Genomic DNA, 20,335 nt, shown 5'->3' with positions numbered 1-20,335 from the left:
GGAAGCCGAAGGCACGAAGCCGAAGGCACGAAGCCGAAGGCACGAAGCCGAAGGCACGAAGCCGAAGGCACGAAGCCGAAGGCACGAAGCCGAAGGCACGAAGCCGAAGGATGGGCGGCTGTGTCGTGGAACCGGGGCCGGGGCGCGCCCTGGGCATGCCGTCAAGAAGCGGGCAGCCGGCGATCCCCCGAAGAGAACGTGCCGCCCCGCCCACCGGCAGGTCCGAGGCCGTGCCGTGAGCGAGCAACGGGCCCGGCGGTACCGAAACCCGGCGGACTCCCGAGAACGACGCCCCGGACCGGGAAGACCGAGTATGGGAGTTCGTTCCGAAACGGAGCCGGTGGCGGGACGGAAGCCGGAGTCCCGGGACAGGGAGGCGGAGTCTGGAAGGGTGGGACATGGAGTCGGCGCCACGGACGCAGGGAGAGACCGACGCGGGACGACAGAGCCAGGACGACGAAGAGGCTCGAAGGCACAGCGGGCCTTCGGGACGAGGCATCGCCGCCAACGGTGTGTGGCGGCCCGGAGGCGTACGGATGAGTGCCGGTGATGCCAGGGCGCGGGCGCAGGACGGCAGGCGCCCGGCGAAACGGCTGAGCCGGATTCGCGACCTGCTGGCCGGGCGGATGGACGGTGCCCTCACCGACGCGCTCGCCGGACAGCTGGAGGCGACCAAGGAGGGCGCCTGGCTGGCCATGGCGATGATCAGCGGCGAGGTGGGCAGGACCGGCGCGCACGAGCAGATGCGGTCCATCGAACACTTCGGCGACACCGAACGCGCCCGCCTGGTCGAAGAGCTCAAGAACGCGCTGGTCACACCCATCGACAGGGAGGACCTGTTCCGGCTGTCCCGCTCCATCGACGACGTGCTGGACTCGTTGCGTGACTTCGTGCGGGAGTCGCACCTGTACCGGGTACCGGATCAGATCAGGTTCGCTCCGCTGCTGGACCAGGTGATCGTGGGTATCGAGGCGCTGGAGAGCGCGGTGCAGGACCTCGCGTCCCGGCCTTCGGCGGTGGTGCACGACGCGTTGGAGGCCAAGAAGGCGGGAGGCGCCGTCCGGCGGATGTACCAGTACGAGATCGCCCGGATCTTCTCGGGGGAGGTGACCGCCGACGCGATGAAGGAGCGGGAACTCGTCCGGCGCCTGGAGATCGTCGGCATGGCCATCGGCGACGCGGCCGACGCCATCGCCGACGGCGCCATGAAGCGCTGACCTCACGCAGGCGCCTTCCCTGGCCGAAGGAGCCCGCATCCGGCCACGACGTAGGCCCACACCCGGGCGAAGCTGCGCCATCCCCACCGCGCGGGCCCACCCCTGAGCGAAGGCGCGCCATCCCCACCGCGCGGGCCCACCCCTGGGCGAAGGCGCCCTTATCCCCCCGCGCGGCCTACCTCTGGGCGAAGGCGCGCCGTCCCCACCGCGTGGGCCCACCTCCGGGCGAAGGCGCGCTATCCCCCCGCGCGGGCCCACCCCTGGGCGAAGGCGCCCTTATCCCCGCCGCGCGGGCCCACCCCGGGCGAAGGAGCCGCCAGACGACGGTCTTCGTAAGACCTACGCCGTTGAGAGCCGGCTCGTGCGAGCCGTACAGACGACCACGAACCGGAGGAGATCGTCCAGCGGGAAACCCTCCGGTGCCACACCGCGCCCTCGTCGACCCGGTGGGGACCGGACCGAAAAGCGCTCACCCGCTCGCAGGCCAGGGCACTGGCGGTCCGAATGCCGAGCAGGCGTGGCTGGCGCCGAATGACGAACGGGCCTGGCTGGCGCCGAATGCCGAGCGGGCCTGGCTGGTCCCTATGGTGGCCGAGCGAACCCCAGGGAATGAGCGCCGCGCATCCTCCCAGGCACGCACGTTCCTAAGGCCTCCCGCGGCTCCTCCCAGGGCGGCTGGTAGCGCCGCGGTCTGGACCTGCTGGGACGTCTCGGACGCCGTCACCCGATAATGCAGGGATGATCGACAACGAGATGCCGCGCCCGTTACTGCGTCACCCCGAGGACGGCGAGCTGATCGACGTGGCGGGAGTGGCCCACTTCTTCCGGCTGACGGGCGAGCACACCGGCGGCCGCTTCGCGTTCGAGGAGTTCACCCTGGCGGGGGGCGTGGTCGGGGCCCGCCCGCACGTGCATCACGGTCACGACGAGTACTTCTACGTCCTGCGCGGCGACCTGACCCTGCACCACGGCGACGGTGAGGTGACAGTCGGCCCCGGCCACCTGCTCGCCGCCGCACGCGGCACCCCGCACGGCTTCCGCAACGCTGGGACGGAGCCGGTCCAGGCCCTGTGCCTCTACACGCCGGCCGGGTATGAGGGCTACTTCCGCGAGGTGCACGAGGCCGTGGCGGCCGGCGCGGAGGTGACCGACGAGCTTCTGGCGGAGTTCCGCGCCCGCCACCGCACCAGCTCGTTCTAGCGGGTGCCAGGCCCAGCCGGGACAACAGGCCCAGCCGGGACAACCTGGGACGCCCGAGCCGTTGAGTGGCCGGAGCGGGCTGTGCAGGTCCGGGGACGATGGCGCCCCGCCTCGAGCGGACACGGTGACCGGCATCGCCAGCCGTGCCGCTCTCGTCGGCGGGCGGGCCGCGGCGCCGACGGTCGGTTCAGAGATTCGCCGTGGCGCCGACGGCCGATTCACCCGTCCACCGCGACACCAACAGCCGATCCAAAGGTCCACCGCGACACAGACAGCCAATTCAAACGTTCGCCGGGGAACCAGCGGCCGATCCGAAGGTCCACCGCGACACAGGCAACCGATTCAACGTTCGCCGGGGAACCAGCGGCCGGTTCGAAGGTCCACCGCGGCGCCGGCGGCCGGTTCAGAGGTCCAGGGTGTCGGCGAGCCGGGTGAGTTGCCGCATGCCGTCGGCCATGTCGAAGCCGCCTGCCGTCAGCGGTTGCAGGGCGATGTGGTCGGCGCCGGCGTCCAGGTGGGCCCGGACGCGCTTGGCGACCGCCTGCTCGTCGCCCCAGGCCACGATCGCGTCCGCCAGGCGGTCGCTGCCGCCGTCGGCGAAGTCGGCGTCGGTGTAGCCGAGATCGCGCAGGTTGTTCACGTAGTTGGGCAGGGCGAGGTAGTAGGCCATGTGCTCGCGCGCCGCCTGGCGGGCCTTCGCCGGGTCGGGCTCCAGGATGACGGCGAGCTCCGGCACCAGCAACCGTTCCTTGCCGAGGATCGCGCGGGCACGGGCGGTGTGCTCGGGCGGGCCGAAGTAGGTGTGCGCGCCGTCCGCCCTGTCCCGTGACAGCTCCAGCATCCTGGGCCGCAGCGCCGCCAGCAGCCGGGGGGCGTCACCGCCCGACACCATGCCCGTGGCCGCCGCGTCCATGCCGTCGAGGTAGGCGCGCATCGCCGTGAGGGGCTTGTCGTAGGCGTGGCCCCGCCCGGTGACGAGGCCGCCGTGGCTGACGCCGATGCCGAGCACGAACCTGCCCGGGTAGGCCTCACCGAGCGTGGCACGCCCGGCCGCCATCGCGGTGGCGTCGCGGGCCCAGATGTTGGCGATGCCGGTGCCGACCGCGATCCGCGTGGTCGCGGCGAGCAGCAGGGCGGCGCTCGCGAACGGCTCCCTGCTCGTGGAGTTCTCGTTGACCCAGAGTGTGGAGTAGCCGAGTTCCTCCAGCTCGGCGGCCGCCTCGCGGACGACCGGCGCAGGCGCCCTGCCGAACAGGGGATACCACACGCCGATCCGACCGTTGTCCATCACTGTCGCGACCTCTCGGGTAGGCTGTTCGATCGAGATGGAACATTACACGAGTGTTCGACAGCAGTCGAACAGAGGACGCCAGCTGACCCACGGCTCCCCCATGGAGGCCTCGTTGCAGGCGGCGCTCGACGCACTGTCCGACCCGATCAGGCGGTCCATCGTGCGCGAGCTGGCGGAGGTGCCCGACTGGTCGCTGGCCTGCGGCACGTTCAAGGAGCTGCCGGTCGCCAAGTCGACCCTGAGCCACCACTTCACGGTGCTGCGCAACGTCGGCCTGCTCGAACAGCGCGACGAGGGGGCCAGGCGGCTCAACCGGCTGCGCCGCGAGGAGTTCGACGCCCGCTTCCCCGGCCTGCTCGCCCTGGTCCTGTCCGAGCACTGACCGCTTTCCTGACTCCCCTCCCCGGCCCACCCGACCCCGGCCCGCCTGCCCGAACGCTGACCCCCTCCCCGGCCCACCTGCCCGAACGCTGACCACCTTCCCGACCCGCCCGACCCGGCCCCACCCGAACGCCCACCACCTCCCCGGCCCGCCCGATCCGGTCCCGCCCGAACGCTGACCACCTCCCCGGCCCGCCCGATCCGGTCCCGCCCGAACGCTGACCACCTCCCCGACCCCCACCCGTTCGAGCGCAGACCGGCAGGCGCAGACCGGCAGGCGCAGATGAGACCGATGAAGACGCGGCCGACGAAAGCCGGCTGGCGAAGACGGGGCCGGCGAAGGCGAGACCCACGGAGACAAGGCCAGCAGACAACGAGACCGGCGGAGACAAGGCCGATGAAGGAGCGAGCTCTCGATGCCACGTCGCCGGGAGACGCGAAGTCCTGCTGGAGTAGCGTGATCGACGGATGGTCACCGGTGACCACGGCGGCCTGTCGCGGGCATGCCGTACAAGAGCGAGCGTGCCATAAGAGCGGGCGGGCCGTACAAGAGCGGGCGGGCCGTGCAAGAGGACGACGACCACGGGCAAGAGGACGACGAACGCGGGGGCGCGGTGAGCAGTGATCGGCCGGCGGCGCGGGTGGTGTGTCTCGATCGCGACGGCAGGGTGCTGCTGATGAACTGGTACGACCGGGTCAGCGGCGAGGCGATCTGGGAGCCTCCTGGAGGGGGGCTCGACCCTGGCGAGACGCCGCTGGAGGCGGCCAGACGCGAGCTGGCCGAGGAGACGGGCCTGCCGGGTGGCGCGGTTCAGGACAGGTGGGTCGCGGTGGATCGGGACTTCACGTGGCTGGGCGTTCGGTACGTGAAGGTCGAGCCCTTCTTCGTCGCCCGTTTCGACGAGGCGCGTCCCGGGGTGCGGCCGGGTGAGCTCACGGAGGAGGAGAGCGAGGCCTTCCTCGGCCACGGCTGGTTCAGCGCCGAGGAGCTGCGCTCACTGCCGGGCCGGCTCGATCCGCCGGAGCTGCCCGAGGTGATCAGGAGACTGAGCTGGTGACGTAGGCGGCGACCTGGTCGGCGTCGTGGAAGTCGGCGGTGCGCCCGTCGTCGTGTTCGACGTGGAACCCGCCGTCCACACTGATCTTCAGCGGGCCCGCGATGAGCACGGGCCCGCCGCGTTCAGGCGGGTCGTACCTGTTCTGCAGGAGCGTCAGCCGGAGGTGTCTGACCAGGAGAGCGCGCCTGCCGGCCTCCGCGAGCCGGTCCTGCACCCATCCGAGCTGCTGGATCTGTTCTTCTTCCACCCGTTGGGTGTAGATGGCACCCATAAGCACCACACATCCTTAGATCGGGGAGATTCCGCGGTCCGTGACCCCAGCCTGCATTCAAGTGACTACTCTAGGTATGGATTCCGGTCGCACACCTGGGGTGTGTGAACGCCGGCCCGCTTTTGTAGAACCTCTGTAGAACCGGAGCCCCCGATGCCTGCTGCACGCGAGCTCGATCCGAGCTCCAGCCCGCTGGCGTTCTTCGGCTCGGAGCTGAGGGAGTTCCGCACGCGTGCGGGCCTCTCCCAGGAGCAGTTGGCCGAGCGGTTGAGCTATTCGCTGTCCCTGGTCTGCGCGATCGAGCTGGCCAGGCGCACGCCGTCCCGTGACTTCGCCGAGCGCGCCGACGCGGTGCTCGAGACCGGCGGGTCGCTGCTGAGACTGTGGCCTCTGGTACGGCAGGCGGCCTACCCTGCCTGGTTCCGTCCGTGGCTGGAGATCGAGCAGACGGCGCGCACGTTGCAGACGTGGCAGCCGTTGCTGATCCCCGGCCTGCTGCAGACGGAGGACTACGCGCGGGAGATCTTCCGCAGGGAGCCCGCCGCCACGGCGGAGCAGGCGGAGGAGGCGGTGTCGGCGCGCATGACCAGGCAGGCGGTCCTGCACCGGCCCGATCCGCCGATGTACTGGGTGGTGCTGGACGAGTGGGTGGTCCGCAGGCCGGTCGGCTCGGGGGCGACGATGCGCGGGCAGGTGCGCGCGCTGCTGGAGTCGGCCGAGTTGCCCAACGTCACCGTGCAGGTCGTCCCTGTCGACGCCCAGGCGGTGCCGGGGTTGACCGGTGCCTTCGTCATCGCGAAGGTTCCCGGCGAGCCGGATCTCGTCTATCTGGAATCGGCGGGCGAGGGGTATGTCACCGATCGTCCTGTGGACGTCGAGTCCATCGCCCGCAGATATGACGTGATCAGGTCACTCGCCTTACCGGTTCACGCAAGTCTAAATTTGCTGTCGAAAGTGGAGGAGAGCATATGAATGACCTCACATGGCGTAAGGCCCGCCGTAGCGGTGGCAATGGCGGGGACTGCGTCGAAGTAGCCGTCCTCGACACGCCCGGGGACGGCGCCGCTCACAAGCCCGACCAGGACAGGCTCTTCGTCCTGCGTGACTCCAAGGACCCCGACGGACCGAGACTGTTCTTCACCGAGGCCGAGTGGGAGGCTTTCCGGCTCGGCATGAAGGACGGCGAATTCGACGACCTGGCCTGATCCGGCGCCTGGTCCCTACCGCACACCCGGGCTCGCGGAGGCGTGCCGCGTGCCCGGCTCAGAGCACTTCTGGCCGATCCCAGGGTGATCCGACCTGAGAACCCCTTGCTCGCCGCCTCGAGCGCAGGCTCGGCGGGCGTGTCGGGCCACGGCCGCGCGAGCGCGCCGGGTGGCCGACGCCCGCCTCCGCCGCCATGACGCCCGCCGACCCACGGAGCGGAGCCCCGAGGCACGCGGGCCCACCGAGCGGGCACAGGCACACCGGCCCGCCGAGCGGAGCCCCCGGCACACCGGCCCGCCGAGCGGGCACAGGCACGCGGCCGTTACGCGTCGCACCCGCCCGGAGCGGCCGACCTCATGCCCTGCTGCCGCGCGCCGGCAGCGACCTGGCGGGTAGCGCGCGGGGAGCCGTGGCGGGCAGCGGCGTGTCCCGGGGCGGCAGCTGCCGCGCCGGCAGCGACCTCGCGGGCAGCGAGCGGGCAGGCAGGGTGCGAGCCGGCAGGGCCGGCCGCTCAGGCATCAGGCTCACGCGATCACCTCGTTGTGCGCGGTCGACATCAGGGCGCGCAGCAGCGGACCGCAGGCCCGCTCGTGCTCCGCCTCCACCGGCAGCCCTTGGGCCACCCTGGCATGGTAGAGCTCGCGTTCGAGCTCGTCGGTGTAGAGCTGCGCGGTCAGGCCGACGACCACGGTCACTCCGGTGCCGCCGCGCGGGATGACGGCGACGGCGTGGGTGCGCAGCCAGCTCTCGTCGGCGCCGCCGTACCAGCCGCACTTGACGGCCGCGTCGGGTACGGCCAGCGCCTCCCGCACGCCGAACGCCTGCCGCCCGGGCACCTCCCGCATCCATGACAGCACCTCGGCGGCCACGGGGTCGCCGGCGAGGGCGGCCTGGGCGAGGGCGGTGTAGGCGGTGGCGACCTCGGCGGCGGCGACCTCGACCGAGCCGAAGCGGGACGGGTCGCCGTTGCCCTGGGTCCAGGTCGCTCCCGTGCGCCGGTGGATCTCGGACAGGATCACCGCGGGCCCGACGGCCAGCCAGAGCGCCCTGGTGTCGCTGTTGGAGGAGGTGACGACGGCGGGCTCGGCGTGGGCGCGCCAGAACCCCTGGTCGGTGACGTGTGCCGCGGCGGCCCAGCAGTACAGGGGTTTGAGCAGCGAGGCGCAGCGGAGCCGTTCGAGACCGTGGGTGAGCGTGATGGTGCGCGAGGGCACCGTGGCGGCGGGCCCGCTCACTCCCCTGGTGATCGCGGCGGCCTGTGCGCTCGCGCCCGGGCGCAGGTCACGCAGGGCCGCGGCGAAGCTCGTGCTCATCGGCCGATGTTACAACGGCCGTCCCCGTGACACGGCCGCCTCCGGGGCCACCTGGATCCAGGCGCCCGCGCGGATGCCGGCAAGCGCCCCGGAGTGGCCCCGAGGCCGAGGGGGTCAGCCGGACAGGGACCGGTCCGCGGGGCCGTCGTAGTGGTCGGGGCCCTGCATCGACAGGTCCAGCGGCTGCACCATGGGCGAGTTGGCCGAGGCGCGCCAGCCCTTCTCGCGCGTCGCCTCCTCGATGGAGTGCGCGCAGAGCGACAGCGACCTGCACACGATGAACAGCGCCTTCAGCTGGAGCGGCTCGTAGCCCATGTCCAGGCCGATGCATCCCATCGCGCCGGGTCCGTTGATCCAGATCCGCCGGCCGAAGACGTCCTCGGTGGCGTCCTCCATCGCGCGGGCGATCGCGACGTACCTGCCGGTGACGCCCAGGGAGTCCGACAGCTCCATGAGCCTGACGGTGCGCGGGTCGCGGATGTGCTGGGCGTGGTGGAAGCCGGGCATCCGCTCGCGCCGTTCCCGCATCTCGGCGACGATCTTGGCGGCGGCCTCGCGGTCGCTCAGCCCGTCCTGCTCGGCTCTGGCCGCCACGCCGAGGAACATCTCGGCAGGACGGTCAGCGGTGCCGTGCAGGCGGCCGATGCCGGCGACGCCCGCGGCGACGGCGGCGTTGAGCTCGGCGCCGCCCGCGGTGGCGAACCGGACGGTGGCGGAGGAGGGCGACATGGCGTGCTCGGCCATGTTGACCATGATCGCCTCGGTCATCCTGCCGACCTCGGGCGTGGGCAGCTCGCCCTTCAGCACCAGGTGGAAGTGCTCACCGAAGGAGATGGCGCCGGTCAGCTCGTTGACGTCGTAGCCGCGGATGACGATGCGGTCCTTGTTCTTCCATGCGATGGCCGTCTCCCAGGCGAACGGCTTCTTCATCGGGCGATCCTTTCGGGAAAGTACACGCACGCCGGGTCGATCTCCTCGCGCAGCAGGCGAAGCTCCTCGGGGTCCGGCGGCAGGACGGTCTCCAGCACGTCGGCGAACGCGGGCGCGAAACCCGTGCTGTCCAGGACGGCCTGCCGGGTGGCGCCCGGCATGAGCGCGGTGACGGTGAGGGCGCAGTCCTCGGCCTCCATGACGCACAGGTCGGTGACGACCTTCACGCGCAGCGGCCCGAGGCCCGCCTTGGCCCGTTCGCCGGGCCCGCCGAGGAAGCCGGGGCTGGTGACGTAGCCGCAGCGGGCGGGGAATCGGCGCCGCTCGTGGTCGGTGAGGACGACCACCTGCGAGCAGTGGCTGGCGATGTCGTTGGCGCCGCCGCTGCCAGGCAGGCGTTTGCCCGCGACGGTGGTGGAGTTGATGTTGGCGTACTGGTCGATCTCGGCGCCGCCGAGGAACCCGGTGCGCACGAGCCCGCGCTGCACGAGCCCGCCGAGCGCCTCGAACAGCGAGCCGTGGCGGGCGGCGCCGTGCATGAGCCTGGGGTCGACGACCGAGACGGGGGTGGGCACGACCTTGGGGAACACCACACCCGATTCGATCACCAGCTTGGCGCCGGGGGCGTGGGTCCGCTGCGCGAGCGTGGCGGCCAGCAGTGGGAGCCCGGTGCCGACGATCACGAGGTCGCCGTCGCGGATCTGCCGCGCTCCCTCGGCGACGAGCAGTTCTCTGGGAAGGGCGGTCACACCAGGCTCCTCATCCGGTCGGCCAGTGCCCCGCGGAGCCTTCCGTCGGCGTCCCTGGTGGCGAGGTACTCCTCGAAGGAGGCGCCGAGGTTGTCCGCGATCCACTCGCGCAGCGCCTCGTCACCGGCACGGCCGAGGCCCTGGTACTCCTTGATCTCCGCTTCGGCGAAGTCGTAGGCGCGGTAGACGGAGGTGGGGAAGGCTCCGAAGGGCTGCTCGACGACCGCCGTCACGTACGCCTCGGGGATCGTCACCTGCTCGGGGCGGTCGGAGAAGGACCCCGCGGGCAGCACCTGCTCGGCGGAGACGATCGTGACCCGGGCCGCGCGCACCATGTCGACCTCGTGCGAGGTCACCCCTTCGATCACGACGTTCCCCGCCGTGTCGGCCCGGTTGGCGTGGATGAGCGCCACGTCGGGGGCCAGCGCCCTGACCAGCACCAGCGGCCGGCCGCCGAACGGGTCCACCGACTCGACGGCGACGCCCGCGGCGACCATGTCGGCCAGCAGGTCGGTGCCGAGCAGGCTTCTGGTCGGCAGGTACGGCAGGCCGAGCGCCGCCGCGGCGAACCTGCTGGCCATGGCCAGGTGGGAGTGGTCGCCCACCGTCACCTCGCCGCGCTCGACCGCCCGCCGCCAGGCGAACAGCGTGCCGTATCGCTCCAGGTTGCCGGTGCCCTGCTCGGTGCGCACCACGAGCCGGGCGGCCACCAGCATGTCCAGCGGGAGCGACAGGTTGCACCCCACGACGGTCAGGCCGCCGACGCGCTGCCTGATGACCTCGTGGACCAGGGCCATGGGGCAGCGGTTGATGTTCTGGCCGCCCATCCCGACGGTGGCGCCGGAGGTCACGAACCGCCCGACCGCCTCGGCGGCGGTCAGTAGCTTATGCACGCCGACCGCCACTCGGTGTAGAAGTCCCAGACCTGCGGCGAGCACTCGGGCGGGCCGAACTGCGACAGTTTGGCGCCCATGTGCGGCAGGTGCGCGTAGGCGCCCACACCGGGCCTGTTGACGTGGAGCATGCCGGCCTCGAAGCGCTCGAGGGCCTCGAAGATGGTGGCCGGGTCCTGGGTGAAGATCGTGCCGCTCATGCCGTACTTCACCGAGTTGGAGATGCGCATGGCGTCGTCGAAGCCGTCGCAGTCGATCACCGAGAGCACCGGGCCGAAGATCTCCTCCTGGGCGATCTCGCTGTCCCATGGCACGTCGCGCAGCACGATGGGCTGGACGAACCAGCCGTTGCCTGGGGCGCGCCCGCCGCCGGTGGCCACCTTGGCGCCCGCCTCCTGGGCGGTCTTGATCGCCTCCAGGCACGCGTGCATGCGCGCCTCGTTGACGACGGGTCCGACGGCGGCCGTCTCGTCGGCGCCGGCTCCGACGCGCAGCGCGCCGACCTGCTCGACCAGCCGCGCGAGGAACTCCTCCTTCACCGCGACGTCCACGACGACCCTGGAGGTGGCGCTGCAGCGCTGCCCCGACTGGCCGAACGCTCCGAACACCGTGGCCTTGACCGCCTTGTCCAGGTCGGCGTCCTTCAGCACGAGGACCGCGTTCTTGCCGCCGAGCTCCAGCTGGGTGCGCAGCAGGCGGCGCGCGCCGGCCTGGTGGATGGCCAGGCCCACGGGCAGCGATCCGGTGAAGCTGATGCCGGCCACGCCCTCGTGCGCGACCAGCGCCTCGCCCGCGGCGATGTCCCCCTGGACCAGGTTCAGCACGCCCGCGGGCACCCCGGCGTCGGCGAAGACCTCGGTGAGCAGGGCCGCGGTGAGCGGCGTGAACGGCGAGGGCTTGAAGACCGCGGCGCATCCGGCGAGGAGCGCGGGCGCGATCTTCCACATCGGGATGGCCAGCGGGAAGTTCCACGGCGTGATGAGCCCGACGACGCCGATCGGCGCGCGGAAGGTGTAGGAGAACGTGCGCGGCTCCTCGGCGGGCAGCGTCTCGCCCTTGAGCCTGCGCCCCTCCCCGGCGGTGAAGTCGAGGATGGCCAGCGCGCGCCTGACCTCGCCGCGCGCCTCCTTCAGCAGCTTGCCCTGCTCGCGGGTGATCGCCTGGGCGAAGTCCTCGGCCCTGTCCTCCAGCAGGCGCTCGGCGGCCCGCAGGTGTTCGGCGCGCCTGATCGGGCCGAGCGCCTTCCACGCGGGCATCGCCGCGGTGGCGGCCTCGACCGCCAGCTCCACGTCCGCCCCGCCAGACTCGGCGAAGTCGCCGAGTTGGTCGGAGAGGTCGCCGGGGTTGAGGTTCGGCCGGGTCTGCCCGCTCTCGGGGGCACGCCATTCGCCTCCGATGTGGTTGAGCAGGTATCGACTCCCCATCGAGTTCCTTTCATCTCTCTCAGTCTTCTTCTCGTACGGCAAAGCCTCACGTCCCACCACGATTCGGACAAGTGGGATAAAACCGATGCCCCTCATAGAGAGGCGTTATACGGCTCTCCCTATAGCGCCGATAGACAAATGCACATTGGCCATCCCGAATCACTGCACTAGACATTCGAGAAAGCCCGGCCTTGTAGGAGTTCACCCCGAATTCACCCGGGGGCCGACGCCGAGATACCCGACGAAGGCCATCATTCGGTGCGAAAAGGGCTGAGAAGGGTGGAAATCATGACTAATCTCCGTTCGGGAGTGGTGGCGGTCGCGTCCGCGCTGGCGCTGACCGCGTGCGGGTCCGGCTCGGGCGACTACGACTGGCAGGCCGCACCGGACACCAGCAAGATCGCCGAGCAGGGCAAGGACCTGCCGACCTACGGCCTGGCCCCCGACTGGGCCAACTACGGCGAGGTGGTCAAGACCTTCTGCGCCAAGCACAACGGCAGCTGCGCGCACAAGGACACCGACATGTCCTCGTCGGAGGAGATCGTCAAGTTCGACGCGGAGAAGGACAACCCGGTGGGCACGGCCAGCGACATCGGCCTGATGTGGGGCCCGATCGCCGAGGCCAAGGGCGTCGTGCCCGAGTACCTGCCGCCCTCGGCGGGCAAGCTCAAGGACTGGCAGAAGGGCAGGGGCGGCTGGGTGGCGACGTTCGTGGGCGCGCCCGCGTTCGTCGTCAACACCGACAAGGTGACCAACCCGCCGCGGAGCTGGGCCGACCTGCTCAAGCCCGAGTACAAGGGCCAGGTGGCCATCAAGAACCCGACCTCGTCGGGCACCGGGCAGGCCATGGTCGTGGCCGCCGCGATCGCCAACGGCGGCTCGGTGGACAACCTGGCACCCGCCTACGACTACTTCAGGAAGCTCACCGACGCCGGCAACATCAGCGCGGTCAAGATGAGCGAGGAGACCCTGGAGAAGGGCGAGGCGCCGATCCAGATCAACTACGACTTCAACGGCCTGGCCCAGCAGGCGGCGCTGAAGGCGAAGAACGTCGACGTCGAGGTGATCATCCCGAGCGACGGCTCGGTCTGGTCGCCGTCCGGACTCATGATCAACAAGTACAACACCGGCAAGGGCGACTTCCTCAAGGCCTTCCTCGACTACGTGCTGTCCGACGAGGCGCAGACCATGTTCGCCAAGTTCGGCGCGCGGCCCGTCAGGGCGCTCAACGGTGATCTCCAACTGCCCGCCGACGCGAAGGCCAACTGGCTGCCCGAGTCGGCCTACGCCCCCGTCAAGGAGATCGAGATCACCCAGGTGAATCCCGAAAGCATCGTCGCCGACTGGGAGTCGAAGGTTCTCGCGTGACTGTGGGACAAGACGTGACTGCGGGCCCACATGTGACCGCAGGGCAGGACGTGACTGTGACCGCGGGGCAAGACGTGACTGCGGGCCCACATGTGACCGCGGGGCAAGACGCGACTGCGGGGCAGGAAACATCCGCCGCGGTGACAACATTGCCCACCCTGGGTGAGGAATCTTCCCCCACGCGTCTCGGGGGAAGATTCTCCACCCGCGGATTTCTCCCGCAATGGGGTCCCGCGCTGCCACTGCTGGCGTTCACGTTCGCGCTGCTCGTGCTGCCCGCGCTGCGCCTGGTGCATGACACCTTCGCGCTGCGCGGCGGCGGCTACGGACTCGACAACATCGTCAAGGTGATCGAGAGCCCCCTGGACCTGCGGGCCATCGGCGGCTCGCTGGCGCTCGGGTTCGTCCAGGCGACGCTGGCCACCGCGCTCGGCGCCCCGGCCGCGTGGCTGATCACCAGGATGCGGCTGGGCGGCAAGGCGTTCTGGCTCTCGCTCATGAACGTGGCCTCGAACTTCGCCGGGATCGGGCTGGCGTTCGGCTTCGTGGCGCTGATCGGCGCCACCGGGATGCTCACGCTGCTGCTCGGGATCTCCTTCCCCTCGGTCGGCTCCTTCAGCGGGATGAACATCGTCTACCTGTACTTCAACATCCCGATGTTCGTGCTGCTCACCCTGCCCGCGCTGAGCGTGCTGAAGGACGACTGGCAGGAGGCCGCCGAGGTCTGCCACGCCACCCGATGGCAGTTCTGGCGCCACGTCGGCCTCCCCGTGCTCGCGCCGTTCGTGACCGCGGGGTGGCTGCTGATCTTCACCTGGACGATCGGCGTCTACGCCGTGGCCTACGCGCTGGCCGCCTCGCCCGGATCGCAGAAGCTGATCACCCTGCAGATCGGCACCACGCTGGAGTCGTCGGTGTTCGGCTTCGAGCGGGCCGCGGTGCTGTCGGTGCTGCTCATGGTGCTGGCCATCGGCGCCACCGCCATATACCGGCTGTCGCTGCGACGCGCTGCGAGGTGGCTGTGACCCGCCGGATCTTCCTGACGCTGCTCGGCGCCTACTTCGCGCTGCCGCTGCTGGCCGCGCTGCTCTACTCCCTGGCCACCCGCTGGACCGACACCCCTCTGCCCGACGGCTACACGCTCGCCCACTGGGCCAAGCTCTTCACCAGGGCCGAGGTCGCCGGGGCGCTCGGCCGGTCGTTGTTGCTTTCGGCGGTCGTCGTGGCCGTCGACATCCTGCTGGTGGTGCCGGCGGCGTACTGGTCGGTGGTGCGCAACCCGCGCATCGGCTCGGTCATCCAGACGATCGCGGTGATCCCCTTCGCGATCCCCTGGGTGGTGGTCGGCGCGGGCATCCAGCTCGTCACCGCCTCCGTCGCGCCCCAGCTGTTCCACACCTTCTGGCTGCTGGCCGCCGCGACGGCGGCGATCTCCTTCCCCTTCATGTACTGGGCGGTGGAGAGCGCGCTGCTGGCGGCCGGGGCCGTCGAGCTGAGCGAGGCGGCGGCCACCTGCGGGGCGAGCCCTGCGCAGACGCTCGCCAGAGTCGTCCTGCCCGCCGTCAAGGGCGGGGTGGTCTCCGGGTCGCTGCTGGTCGTGGCCACCGCCATGAACGAGTTCGCGCTGGCCAAGATCCTGGTCGGGGTGAGCTACGAGACGCTGCCGCTGTGGTCGGCGCGCCAGTTCGTCTCGCGCACGCTCAGCGACCCCAACGTCCTGGCCGTCGTCACCGTCTTCACCTTCGGCTTCCTGTTCGCCCTGTCGGCTCTGGTCGTCCGGCTGGGCAGGGGCCGCGTCACCACCATCGGAAGGACCCTGCGTTGAGTCACGTCGTGCTCGAGGGCATCACCAAGCGCTATGCGGGACACACCGCGCTGAACGGCGTGAGCGTCAGCGTCGAGCAGGGCGAGCTGCTGGCGCTGCTCGGGCCGTCCGGGTGCGGCAAGACGACGCTGCTGCGCTGTGTGGCCGGGCTGACCACCTTCGACGGCGGTCGGCTGCGGATCGGCGGCACTGACATGACCGGCGTGCCCGCCCGCAAGCGGCCCATCGGGATGGTCTTCCAGTCCTACGCGCTGTTCCCCAACCTCACCGTGCGGGGCAACATCGCCTTCCCGCTGACCGTGCGGAAGGAGCGGAACGTCCAGCAGCGGGTGGAGGAGATGCTGGAGCTGGTCGGCCTCACCGAGCAGGGCGACCGGTTGCCCAACCAGCTGTCGGGCGGCCAGCAGCAGCGCGTCGCGCTGGCCCGCGCCCTGTCGCCACGCCCTCAGGTGCTGCTGCTCGACGAGCCGCTGTCGGCGCTGGACGCCCAGGTACGCCACCGGCTGCGCGACGAGGTGCGACGCATCCAGCACCAGGTCGGGATCACCACCGTCTTCGTCACCCACGACCAGGCCGAGGCGCTGGCCATCTCCGACCGGGTCGCGGTGATGAACCACGGCGAGATCGAGCAGTGCGCGCCGCCCGCCGAGATCTACAGCTCACCCTCGACAAGGTTCGCCGCGGGCTTCGTCGGCAACAGGAACACGCTCGAGCTGGACGCGGTGAACGGCAGGGTCTTCGACGTCCCCGCCCCCTCCTCCCGCGTGCTGTGCATGTTCCGCCCCGAGGACGTGTCGCTGGCGGCCGAGGGGACGCCGGCGACGGTCGACGTCAGCGTCTTCCTCGGCGCCACCACGCGGCTCTACCTACGGGCCGAGGTCCACGGGCAGCCGGTGACGGTCTTCGCCGACCTGCCCTCGCGGGCCGCCGCGGCCATCTCGCCAGGGGACGAGGTGCGTTTCAGGGTCGACCCCGACCACGTGCAGGTATTCCCCCAGACCGCTCAGAACCCGTAGCGCGTCCACACCACCGCGAGACCCGACAGGGGCAGCGCCGCGACGGCGAGCCAGCCCGCCACCCGCCAACGCCTGGCCAGACCCGGCGAGGCGAGCACGGCGGCCACCGTACCGGCGGCCGTGAAGGCGAGACCGGCGCGCAGCGCCTCCACCACCGGGGACGGCGAGGACGGCACCGCCTCGCCGAAGCCCCTGATGGCCAGCAGCACCGCCGCCGCCGTCAGGGCCACGCGGCGGGCAGGGGCCACGGCGGCGCGGGTAAGCAGGGGCACCGCCGCGGCCAGCGCCACGATCGTCACCACCAGGTAGGCGCCGAGCGTCGGATACAGGCACGGCCAGTCACCGCAGCGGGTGGCGGTCCTGGTGGCGCTGATGCCCACCCACCACAGCGCCCCGAGACTCCCGTAGATCGCCGCGACCCGCCCCAAGAGCCTCCCCATGCTCCTATTGTGTGCGATCAGCGGTGCGGTCGAACGCCCCCGCAGGTGAATCGGTCACTCCCGCCCCATGGCCCGCAGCGCCATGGCCCGGTTGGCGTAGAGGTCGGGGTGCGGGTCCAGCTCGATCGCCCGGTCCAGGTCGGCGACCGCGCCCTCCAGGTCGCCGCGCTCGTAGCGCAGCGCGCCCCTGCCCGCCCACGCCGCCGCCAGGCCCGGCGCGGCGGCCAGAGCGGCCTCCAGCGCCCGCGCCGCCTCCTCGTGGCGCCCCGCCGTGGTCTCCAGCTGGCCCAGCACCGTCAGCAGGTGCGGGTTCCCCGGCGCGACCGCCAGCCCCGCCCGGACGTCGGCCATCGCCTCGATGTCCCGTCCGAGACCCGCCAGCAGGCCCGCGCGGTTGATGGCGGCGTCGACGTAGCGGGGATCCAGCTCCATGACATGCGCCAGGTCGGCCAGCGCCGCCTCCTCCTCGCCGAGCGCGACCCGCACCTCGGCCCTGTTGTAGTACGCCTCGGGCAACGGCGGGCTCAGCGCGATCGCGCTGTCGTAGTCGGCCAGCGCCTCGGCGTGGCGGCCGAGCGAGAACCACAGGTTGCCGCGATCGAGGTAGTAGTCGGGAAAGGCCGGGTCGATGGCGATAGCGGCGGCGTAGTCCTCCAGCGCCTCCTTGGTGTGGCCGAGCACCGCCATGAGCTGCGCTCTGTTGGCCAGCAGCACCATCCGGTGCACGGGGTGACGATCCGGCGGCAGCTCGCGCGCCGCCAGCTCGATGGCCGACTCCACCAGCTCGAGCGCACTCTCGGGGCGCCCTTCGCGCAGCTCGATCAGCGCCAGCCCGTTACGGTCGAAGCCCAGCTTGAAGGCCCGGTCGGGCACCAGGGCGGAGATCGCGATGGCCTGGTTGATCCAGCCCCTGGCCCTGCCGAGGTCGCGCCGCGCCGGGTCGGGGTGGCGGGCGTCGAGCATCGCGGTGCCGTACGCCGCGGCGGCGTGCATGGCGGGATCCTGGCTGCTCCTGCGCACCCGCTCCCAGATGTCCCTGGCCTCCTCCTGGCGGCCGAGACCGCCGAGCGCGGTGGCCGTCCGCTGCGCGAAGCGCCACCAGGGAGGGCCGCCCGGCTCGGTCATGGCCATCCCCCGCCGGCCCAGCTCGACGACCGCGTGCAGGAAGCCTTCGCGGACGCAGTGGTCGACCAGCTCCCAGAGCTCGGCGGTGCTCCTGCCGTCCTCGGCGGGCGCGGGCCCCTCGTCGTGGAGCTCCAGGCGCAGGCGCGCTGCCGGGATGCGGCGGGCCATCACCTCCAGCAGCTCGACGTCGGTCGGGTCGGCCTCCGCGACGTTGTGGACCACCAGCGCGCTCCCGGCGGGCACCGCGGCCGCGACGAACTCGGCCAGCCCGTTGGCCAGGCGTAACGTACGGCGGGGCGCGGGCACCAGGATGCGCTCGTCGTCGGGCAGGTCCGCGTCGATGGTGACCCGCCTGGCGGGCACCAGCGGGCGCAGCGCCGGGACCGCCGCCCTGATCTCGATGTCGTGGGCGGACACGAGATCAGGGGAACGTTCCAATGCGCCCGGTACCAGCCGGGTGAGCAGTGCCGCGGCCACGGTGTAGGGGCCGTGGGGTCGCCGGTGCGCGTCGATCGGCGGCATCAGCGGCGGCGTCGACTCCCCGCTGGACGGAGGCGCATCACGTCGGGTCACCCCTTGTGGATGACGGAGGCTGTGCCGGTGAGCCGGGCGGTACCCGGTTTCCGGACGACGATCCTCTTCATGCGTCCTCCCCTGTTCGGTAAAGACACATGTAGTTGAGATGTCGACAAACTTCAAGACCTATAAGAAAGCAGTCTGATTTACCGCACAACACCGATATCTGGCGCCTCTTCGACCTCAGCTTCCCTGGCGGGGGCGGGCCGCAATGCGCACAAACACCGTCCGCTGAGCGGAAATGTCAGGCATCCCGCTTCCGCCGACAACTCCTGCCGGGCCCTGACGATCCCGGTCGCGTGCTCGATCAACCGCTCGATGCCGGGCTCGCCGCCGCCCTTGCGCGCCAGCGAGCACCAGGGCTCCGCGTCCGGATCGCGCTCGGCCGCCCTGATCCAGCACTCCCTGACCTGATCGAGGTTGACGGGGGCCGCCGGCCGGGCGGGCTCCGGCTCCGGGGCGCGCAGCGACGCCAGCGCCTCCGCCGCCTGCTTGGCCGCCCTGAGCAGGCTCTCGTCGGCCTCCGGCGCCTGCGGCCCCGGCGCGGGCGGATCGCCCACCACGACGGGCTCCCCCTTCGACGGTATGGCCAGCAGCATCGCCGCCGCCATGAACGGGCCGCCCACCACCACGCTCAGCCCGACCGGCTCGTCGCACAGCAGCGCGATGACCGCCACCCACAGCGGCTGCGACGACAGCAGGATGGCGCTCGGCACCGCGTGCAGATGGCGCTGGCCGAAGGAACGTGCCAGGAAGCCGAGCGCGCACGACACGATCGCCAGGTGGGCGAGCTTGAGCCAGCCGTACGGCCCGGGCGGCGCCTCCAGCCCGTCGGGGACGGCCGCCACCCCGTTGAGCAGCCCGATCGTGAGCAGCTGGATGACCGTGATGGCGTAGGCGTTGTAGTTGGACCTGGAGAAGTTGGCGAGCACGAGAGTGTGACAGGCGTACAGCGCGGCCGCGCACAGCGTGAGACCCAGCGCCACCGGGGCGAACCGCACCCCGTCGCCCTTCATCACCGCGAAGATCGTCACGCCGACGAGGGCGAGCGCCACGCCGTACCAGATGCGCCGCGGCACCCTGACGCGGAAGAGGACCAGCGCGAGCACCGGCGTCATCACGACGTTGCAGCCGACGGCGAATCCCGACACCGCCGAGGAGAGGTCGTTCAGCGCGAAGGCCTGCATGGTCTGGCCGACCCCGAACATGACCCCCAGCACGATCCCCCGCGACCAGGTGCCCTTCGCCAGGCGGGCCAGGCACCTGGGCCTGATGAGCCACAGCACGACGGCGGCGATCGTGTAGCGCTCCGCGAGAAGGTCTGTCACCGACATGTGCAAGGGCTCGTCGATGAGGCTCTTCATCAGCGGGAAGGCCGACCCCCAAGCGGCGCTGACGAACAACAGAAGCACGGCTCCCAGGAGGGGTCGGGGAGCGGGCACCACTGCCATGCAGTGCAGCATCTCATCACGGTTCGCGCGCGCAGACCCGTCGGCGGAGGCCAGAGGGGCTGCACTTACACGCAGGCGGAAGACCATACCTCGCGGGCTCCGCAATACTCCCCCGAGCGAACACGGCAAAATTCGCATTCACCTCAGACCCTTCCGCATCACCCGCCTCGTTTCGAGGTCGGTCCCGAACGTTCATGACCGCCCGCAGGAGGGTCGGCGAGCACTCAGACGGGGCCCGCCTCCCTCGTCGCCTCCCACCCGCCATCTCTCCCCCAGCCGGTCGACCTTCCGGCCGCCCGTCTCGATCGGCCGGACAGCTTCGTCGACCGGTCACGCCGTCCCGTCATCCGCCGTCCTGGTCCGCTCCCCTGGCCGCCTCACCCCAGCCGGCCGCCCTCTCCCCCACCGGCCGTCGTCGCCGGCTGGGCGCCTCCCTGCCTGTGGGCTCTGCAGGCCGCGTATCCATGGCCGGTCGTCTCTCCGCTGCCCACGCGTCTTTCCGGGCCATGGAGCCGGCGACAAAGCGCGGGGGCTTGGGCGAGCTCGGCCGGCCGGGGTCGGTGAGGGTGGACCGGCCGTTGGAGCGCTGCGCCACTCCACC

General features: G+C 71.2%; 21 protein-coding genes. 10 read left to right on the top strand and 11 right to left on the bottom strand.

Features of this window, described 5'->3' with window-relative positions; all coding sequences use genetic code 11:
* Window positions 1–536: 536 nt before the first annotated feature.
* Complete coding sequence (locus ACWDLG_RS13845; protein WP_449919572.1) at window positions 537–1,217, top strand: DUF47 domain-containing protein; 681 nt, start codon at window positions 537–539, stop codon at window positions 1,215–1,217.
* Window positions 1,218–1,955: 738 nt separating this feature from the next.
* A complete protein-coding gene (locus ACWDLG_RS13840) occupies window positions 1,956–2,417 on the top strand; it encodes a cupin domain-containing protein (RefSeq protein WP_449919570.1) in 462 nt (153 codons plus the stop codon).
* Between the two features lie 403 nt (window positions 2,418–2,820).
* On the opposite strand, the gene ACWDLG_RS13835 is transcribed toward ACWDLG_RS13840, so the two are convergent.
* A complete protein-coding gene (locus ACWDLG_RS13835) occupies window positions 2,821–3,705 on the bottom strand; it encodes a TIGR03620 family F420-dependent LLM class oxidoreductase (protein ID WP_449919568.1) in 885 nt (294 codons plus the stop codon).
* Window positions 3,706–3,808: 103 nt separating this feature from the next.
* Between ACWDLG_RS13835 and ACWDLG_RS13830 the strand changes: the two genes are divergently transcribed.
* Complete coding sequence (locus ACWDLG_RS13830; RefSeq protein WP_449919567.1) at window positions 3,809–4,090, top strand: ArsR/SmtB family transcription factor; 282 nt, start codon at window positions 3,809–3,811, stop codon at window positions 4,088–4,090.
* 502 nt (window positions 4,091–4,592) lie between these two features.
* Window positions 4,593–5,147 carry an NUDIX hydrolase gene (locus tag ACWDLG_RS13825; protein WP_449919564.1) on the top strand — a complete coding sequence of 185 codons (555 nt, stop codon included), beginning with the start codon at window positions 4,593–4,595 and terminating at the stop codon, window positions 5,145–5,147.
* On the opposite strand, the gene ACWDLG_RS13820 is transcribed toward ACWDLG_RS13825, so the two are convergent.
* Window positions 5,128–5,418, bottom strand: a complete 291-nt coding sequence (locus ACWDLG_RS13820) for a hypothetical protein (RefSeq protein ID WP_449919562.1) — start codon at window positions 5,416–5,418, stop codon at window positions 5,128–5,130. The two genes, ACWDLG_RS13825 and ACWDLG_RS13820, sit on opposite strands and share 20 nt — an antisense overlap.
* Before the next feature lie 153 nt (window positions 5,419–5,571).
* Here ACWDLG_RS13820 and ACWDLG_RS13815 point away from each other — a divergent pair, with 153 nt between their 5' ends.
* Window positions 5,572–6,390, top strand: a complete 819-nt coding sequence (locus tag ACWDLG_RS13815) for a helix-turn-helix domain-containing protein (RefSeq protein WP_449919561.1) — start codon at window positions 5,572–5,574, stop codon at window positions 6,388–6,390.
* On the top strand, window positions 6,387–6,623 hold the full coding sequence (locus ACWDLG_RS13810) for a DUF397 domain-containing protein (protein WP_354914972.1): 237 nt from the start codon (window positions 6,387–6,389) through the stop codon (window positions 6,621–6,623). The genes ACWDLG_RS13815 and ACWDLG_RS13810 overlap by 4 nt, the downstream gene beginning before the upstream one ends.
* Before the next feature lie 355 nt (window positions 6,624–6,978).
* Here the strand turns inward: ACWDLG_RS13810 and ACWDLG_RS13805 are convergent, their stop codons facing one another.
* From ACWDLG_RS13805 to ACWDLG_RS13780, 6 genes are all read right to left on the bottom strand, one after another.
* Window positions 6,979–7,152 carry a hypothetical protein gene (locus ACWDLG_RS13805; RefSeq protein WP_449919558.1) on the bottom strand — a complete coding sequence of 58 codons (174 nt, stop codon included), beginning with the start codon at window positions 7,150–7,152 and terminating at the stop codon, window positions 6,979–6,981.
* A complete protein-coding gene (locus ACWDLG_RS13800) occupies window positions 7,149–7,937 on the bottom strand; it encodes a hypothetical protein (RefSeq protein ID WP_449919556.1) in 789 nt (262 codons plus the stop codon). Before ACWDLG_RS13800 ends, ACWDLG_RS13805 begins: the two co-directional genes overlap by 4 nt.
* 114 nt (window positions 7,938–8,051) lie before the next feature.
* Entirely contained in the window at window positions 8,052–8,867 is an 816-nt protein-coding gene (locus ACWDLG_RS13795) for a citrate/2-methylcitrate synthase (RefSeq protein ID WP_449919553.1), read from the bottom strand.
* The gene (locus tag ACWDLG_RS13790; RefSeq protein ID WP_449919551.1) at window positions 8,864–9,616 is read right to left on the bottom strand and encodes a CoA-transferase subunit beta; all 753 of its coding nucleotides are present in this window, start codon (window positions 9,614–9,616) and stop codon (window positions 8,864–8,866) included. The genes ACWDLG_RS13795 and ACWDLG_RS13790 overlap by 4 nt, the downstream gene beginning before the upstream one ends.
* Window positions 9,613–10,509, bottom strand: a complete 897-nt coding sequence (locus ACWDLG_RS13785) for a CoA transferase subunit A (RefSeq protein ID WP_449919548.1) — start codon at window positions 10,507–10,509, stop codon at window positions 9,613–9,615. The genes ACWDLG_RS13790 and ACWDLG_RS13785 overlap by 4 nt, the downstream gene beginning before the upstream one ends.
* Window positions 10,494–11,933, bottom strand: coding sequence for an aldehyde dehydrogenase family protein (locus ACWDLG_RS13780; RefSeq protein ID WP_449919546.1), 1,440 nt, complete (start codon window positions 11,931–11,933; stop codon window positions 10,494–10,496). Before ACWDLG_RS13780 ends, ACWDLG_RS13785 begins: the two co-directional genes overlap by 16 nt.
* A gap of 288 nt (window positions 11,934–12,221) precedes the next feature.
* Between ACWDLG_RS13780 and ACWDLG_RS13775 the strand changes: the two genes are divergently transcribed.
* The 4 genes from ACWDLG_RS13775 (at window position 12,222) to ACWDLG_RS13760 (ending at window position 16,142) form a co-directional block, all read left to right on the top strand.
* Window positions 12,222–13,301: an extracellular solute-binding protein gene (locus ACWDLG_RS13775; RefSeq protein ID WP_449919543.1), complete on the top strand. Its 1,080-nt coding sequence runs from the start codon at window positions 12,222–12,224 to the stop codon at window positions 13,299–13,301.
* 140 nt (window positions 13,302–13,441) lie between these two features.
* Window positions 13,442–14,326, top strand: a complete 885-nt coding sequence (locus ACWDLG_RS13770) for an ABC transporter permease subunit (RefSeq protein ID WP_449919542.1) — start codon at window positions 13,442–13,444, stop codon at window positions 14,324–14,326.
* Complete coding sequence (locus ACWDLG_RS13765; RefSeq protein ID WP_449919540.1) at window positions 14,323–15,126, top strand: ABC transporter permease; 804 nt, start codon at window positions 14,323–14,325, stop codon at window positions 15,124–15,126. The genes ACWDLG_RS13770 and ACWDLG_RS13765 overlap by 4 nt, the downstream gene beginning before the upstream one ends.
* Window positions 15,123–16,142 carry an ABC transporter ATP-binding protein gene (locus tag ACWDLG_RS13760; RefSeq protein WP_449919538.1) on the top strand — a complete coding sequence of 340 codons (1,020 nt, stop codon included), beginning with the start codon at window positions 15,123–15,125 and terminating at the stop codon, window positions 16,140–16,142. The genes ACWDLG_RS13765 and ACWDLG_RS13760 overlap by 4 nt, the downstream gene beginning before the upstream one ends.
* Here the strand turns inward: ACWDLG_RS13760 and ACWDLG_RS13755 are convergent.
* The 3 genes from ACWDLG_RS13755 to ACWDLG_RS13745 form a co-directional block, all read right to left on the bottom strand.
* On the bottom strand, window positions 16,130–16,582 hold the full coding sequence (locus ACWDLG_RS13755) for a hypothetical protein (protein WP_449919535.1): 453 nt from the start codon (window positions 16,580–16,582) through the stop codon (window positions 16,130–16,132). The genes ACWDLG_RS13760 and ACWDLG_RS13755 overlap by 13 nt on opposite strands.
* A gap of 54 nt (window positions 16,583–16,636) precedes the next feature.
* The gene (locus ACWDLG_RS13750; protein WP_449919531.1) at window positions 16,637–18,280 is read right to left on the bottom strand and encodes a tetratricopeptide repeat protein; all 1,644 of its coding nucleotides are present in this window, start codon (window positions 18,278–18,280) and stop codon (window positions 16,637–16,639) included.
* A 149-nt stretch (window positions 18,281–18,429) separates the two neighbouring features.
* On the bottom strand, window positions 18,430–19,695 hold the full coding sequence (locus tag ACWDLG_RS13745; protein ID WP_449919528.1) for a DMT family transporter: 1,266 nt from the start codon (window positions 19,693–19,695) through the stop codon (window positions 18,430–18,432).
* Between the last annotated feature and the right edge of the window lie 640 nt (window positions 19,696–20,335).

The sequence above is a fragment of the Nonomuraea sp. NPDC003727 genome (assembly GCF_053586935.1).
The sequence above is the reverse complement of the archived record's forward strand: the minus strand, read 5'-3'. Positions and strand labels throughout refer to the sequence as shown.

Excerpts from the sequence above, each read along its gene's own strand:
- ACWDLG_RS13800 (WP_449919556.1), bottom strand. The coding sequence starts at position 7,937 with ATGAGCACGAGCTTCGCCGCGGCCCTGCGTGACCTGCGCCCGGGCGCG.
- ACWDLG_RS13840 (WP_449919570.1), top strand. The coding sequence starts at position 1,956 with ATGATCGACAACGAGATGCCGCGCCCGTTACTGCGTCACCCCGAGGAC.
- ACWDLG_RS13825 (WP_449919564.1), top strand. The coding sequence starts at position 4,593 with ATGCCGTACAAGAGCGAGCGTGCCATAAGAGCGGGCGGGCCGTACAAG.
- ACWDLG_RS13795 (WP_449919553.1), bottom strand. The coding sequence starts at position 8,867 with ATGAAGAAGCCGTTCGCCTGGGAGACGGCCATCGCATGGAAGAACAAG.
- ACWDLG_RS13810 (WP_354914972.1), top strand. The coding sequence starts at position 6,387 with ATGAATGACCTCACATGGCGTAAGGCCCGCCGTAGCGGTGGCAATGGC.
- ACWDLG_RS13820 (WP_449919562.1), bottom strand. The coding sequence starts at position 5,418 with ATGGGTGCCATCTACACCCAACGGGTGGAAGAAGAACAGATCCAGCAG.
- ACWDLG_RS13830 (WP_449919567.1), top strand. The coding sequence starts at position 3,809 with ATGGAGGCCTCGTTGCAGGCGGCGCTCGACGCACTGTCCGACCCGATC.
- ACWDLG_RS13780 (WP_449919546.1), bottom strand. The coding sequence starts at position 11,933 with ATGGGGAGTCGATACCTGCTCAACCACATCGGAGGCGAATGGCGTGCC.
- ACWDLG_RS13835 (WP_449919568.1), bottom strand. The coding sequence starts at position 3,705 with ATGGACAACGGTCGGATCGGCGTGTGGTATCCCCTGTTCGGCAGGGCG.
- ACWDLG_RS13845 (WP_449919572.1), top strand. The coding sequence starts at position 537 with ATGAGTGCCGGTGATGCCAGGGCGCGGGCGCAGGACGGCAGGCGCCCG.
- ACWDLG_RS13755 (WP_449919535.1), bottom strand. The coding sequence starts at position 16,582 with ATGGGGAGGCTCTTGGGGCGGGTCGCGGCGATCTACGGGAGTCTCGGG.
- ACWDLG_RS13775 (WP_449919543.1), top strand. The coding sequence starts at position 12,222 with ATGACTAATCTCCGTTCGGGAGTGGTGGCGGTCGCGTCCGCGCTGGCG.
- ACWDLG_RS13815 (WP_449919561.1), top strand. The coding sequence starts at position 5,572 with ATGCCTGCTGCACGCGAGCTCGATCCGAGCTCCAGCCCGCTGGCGTTC.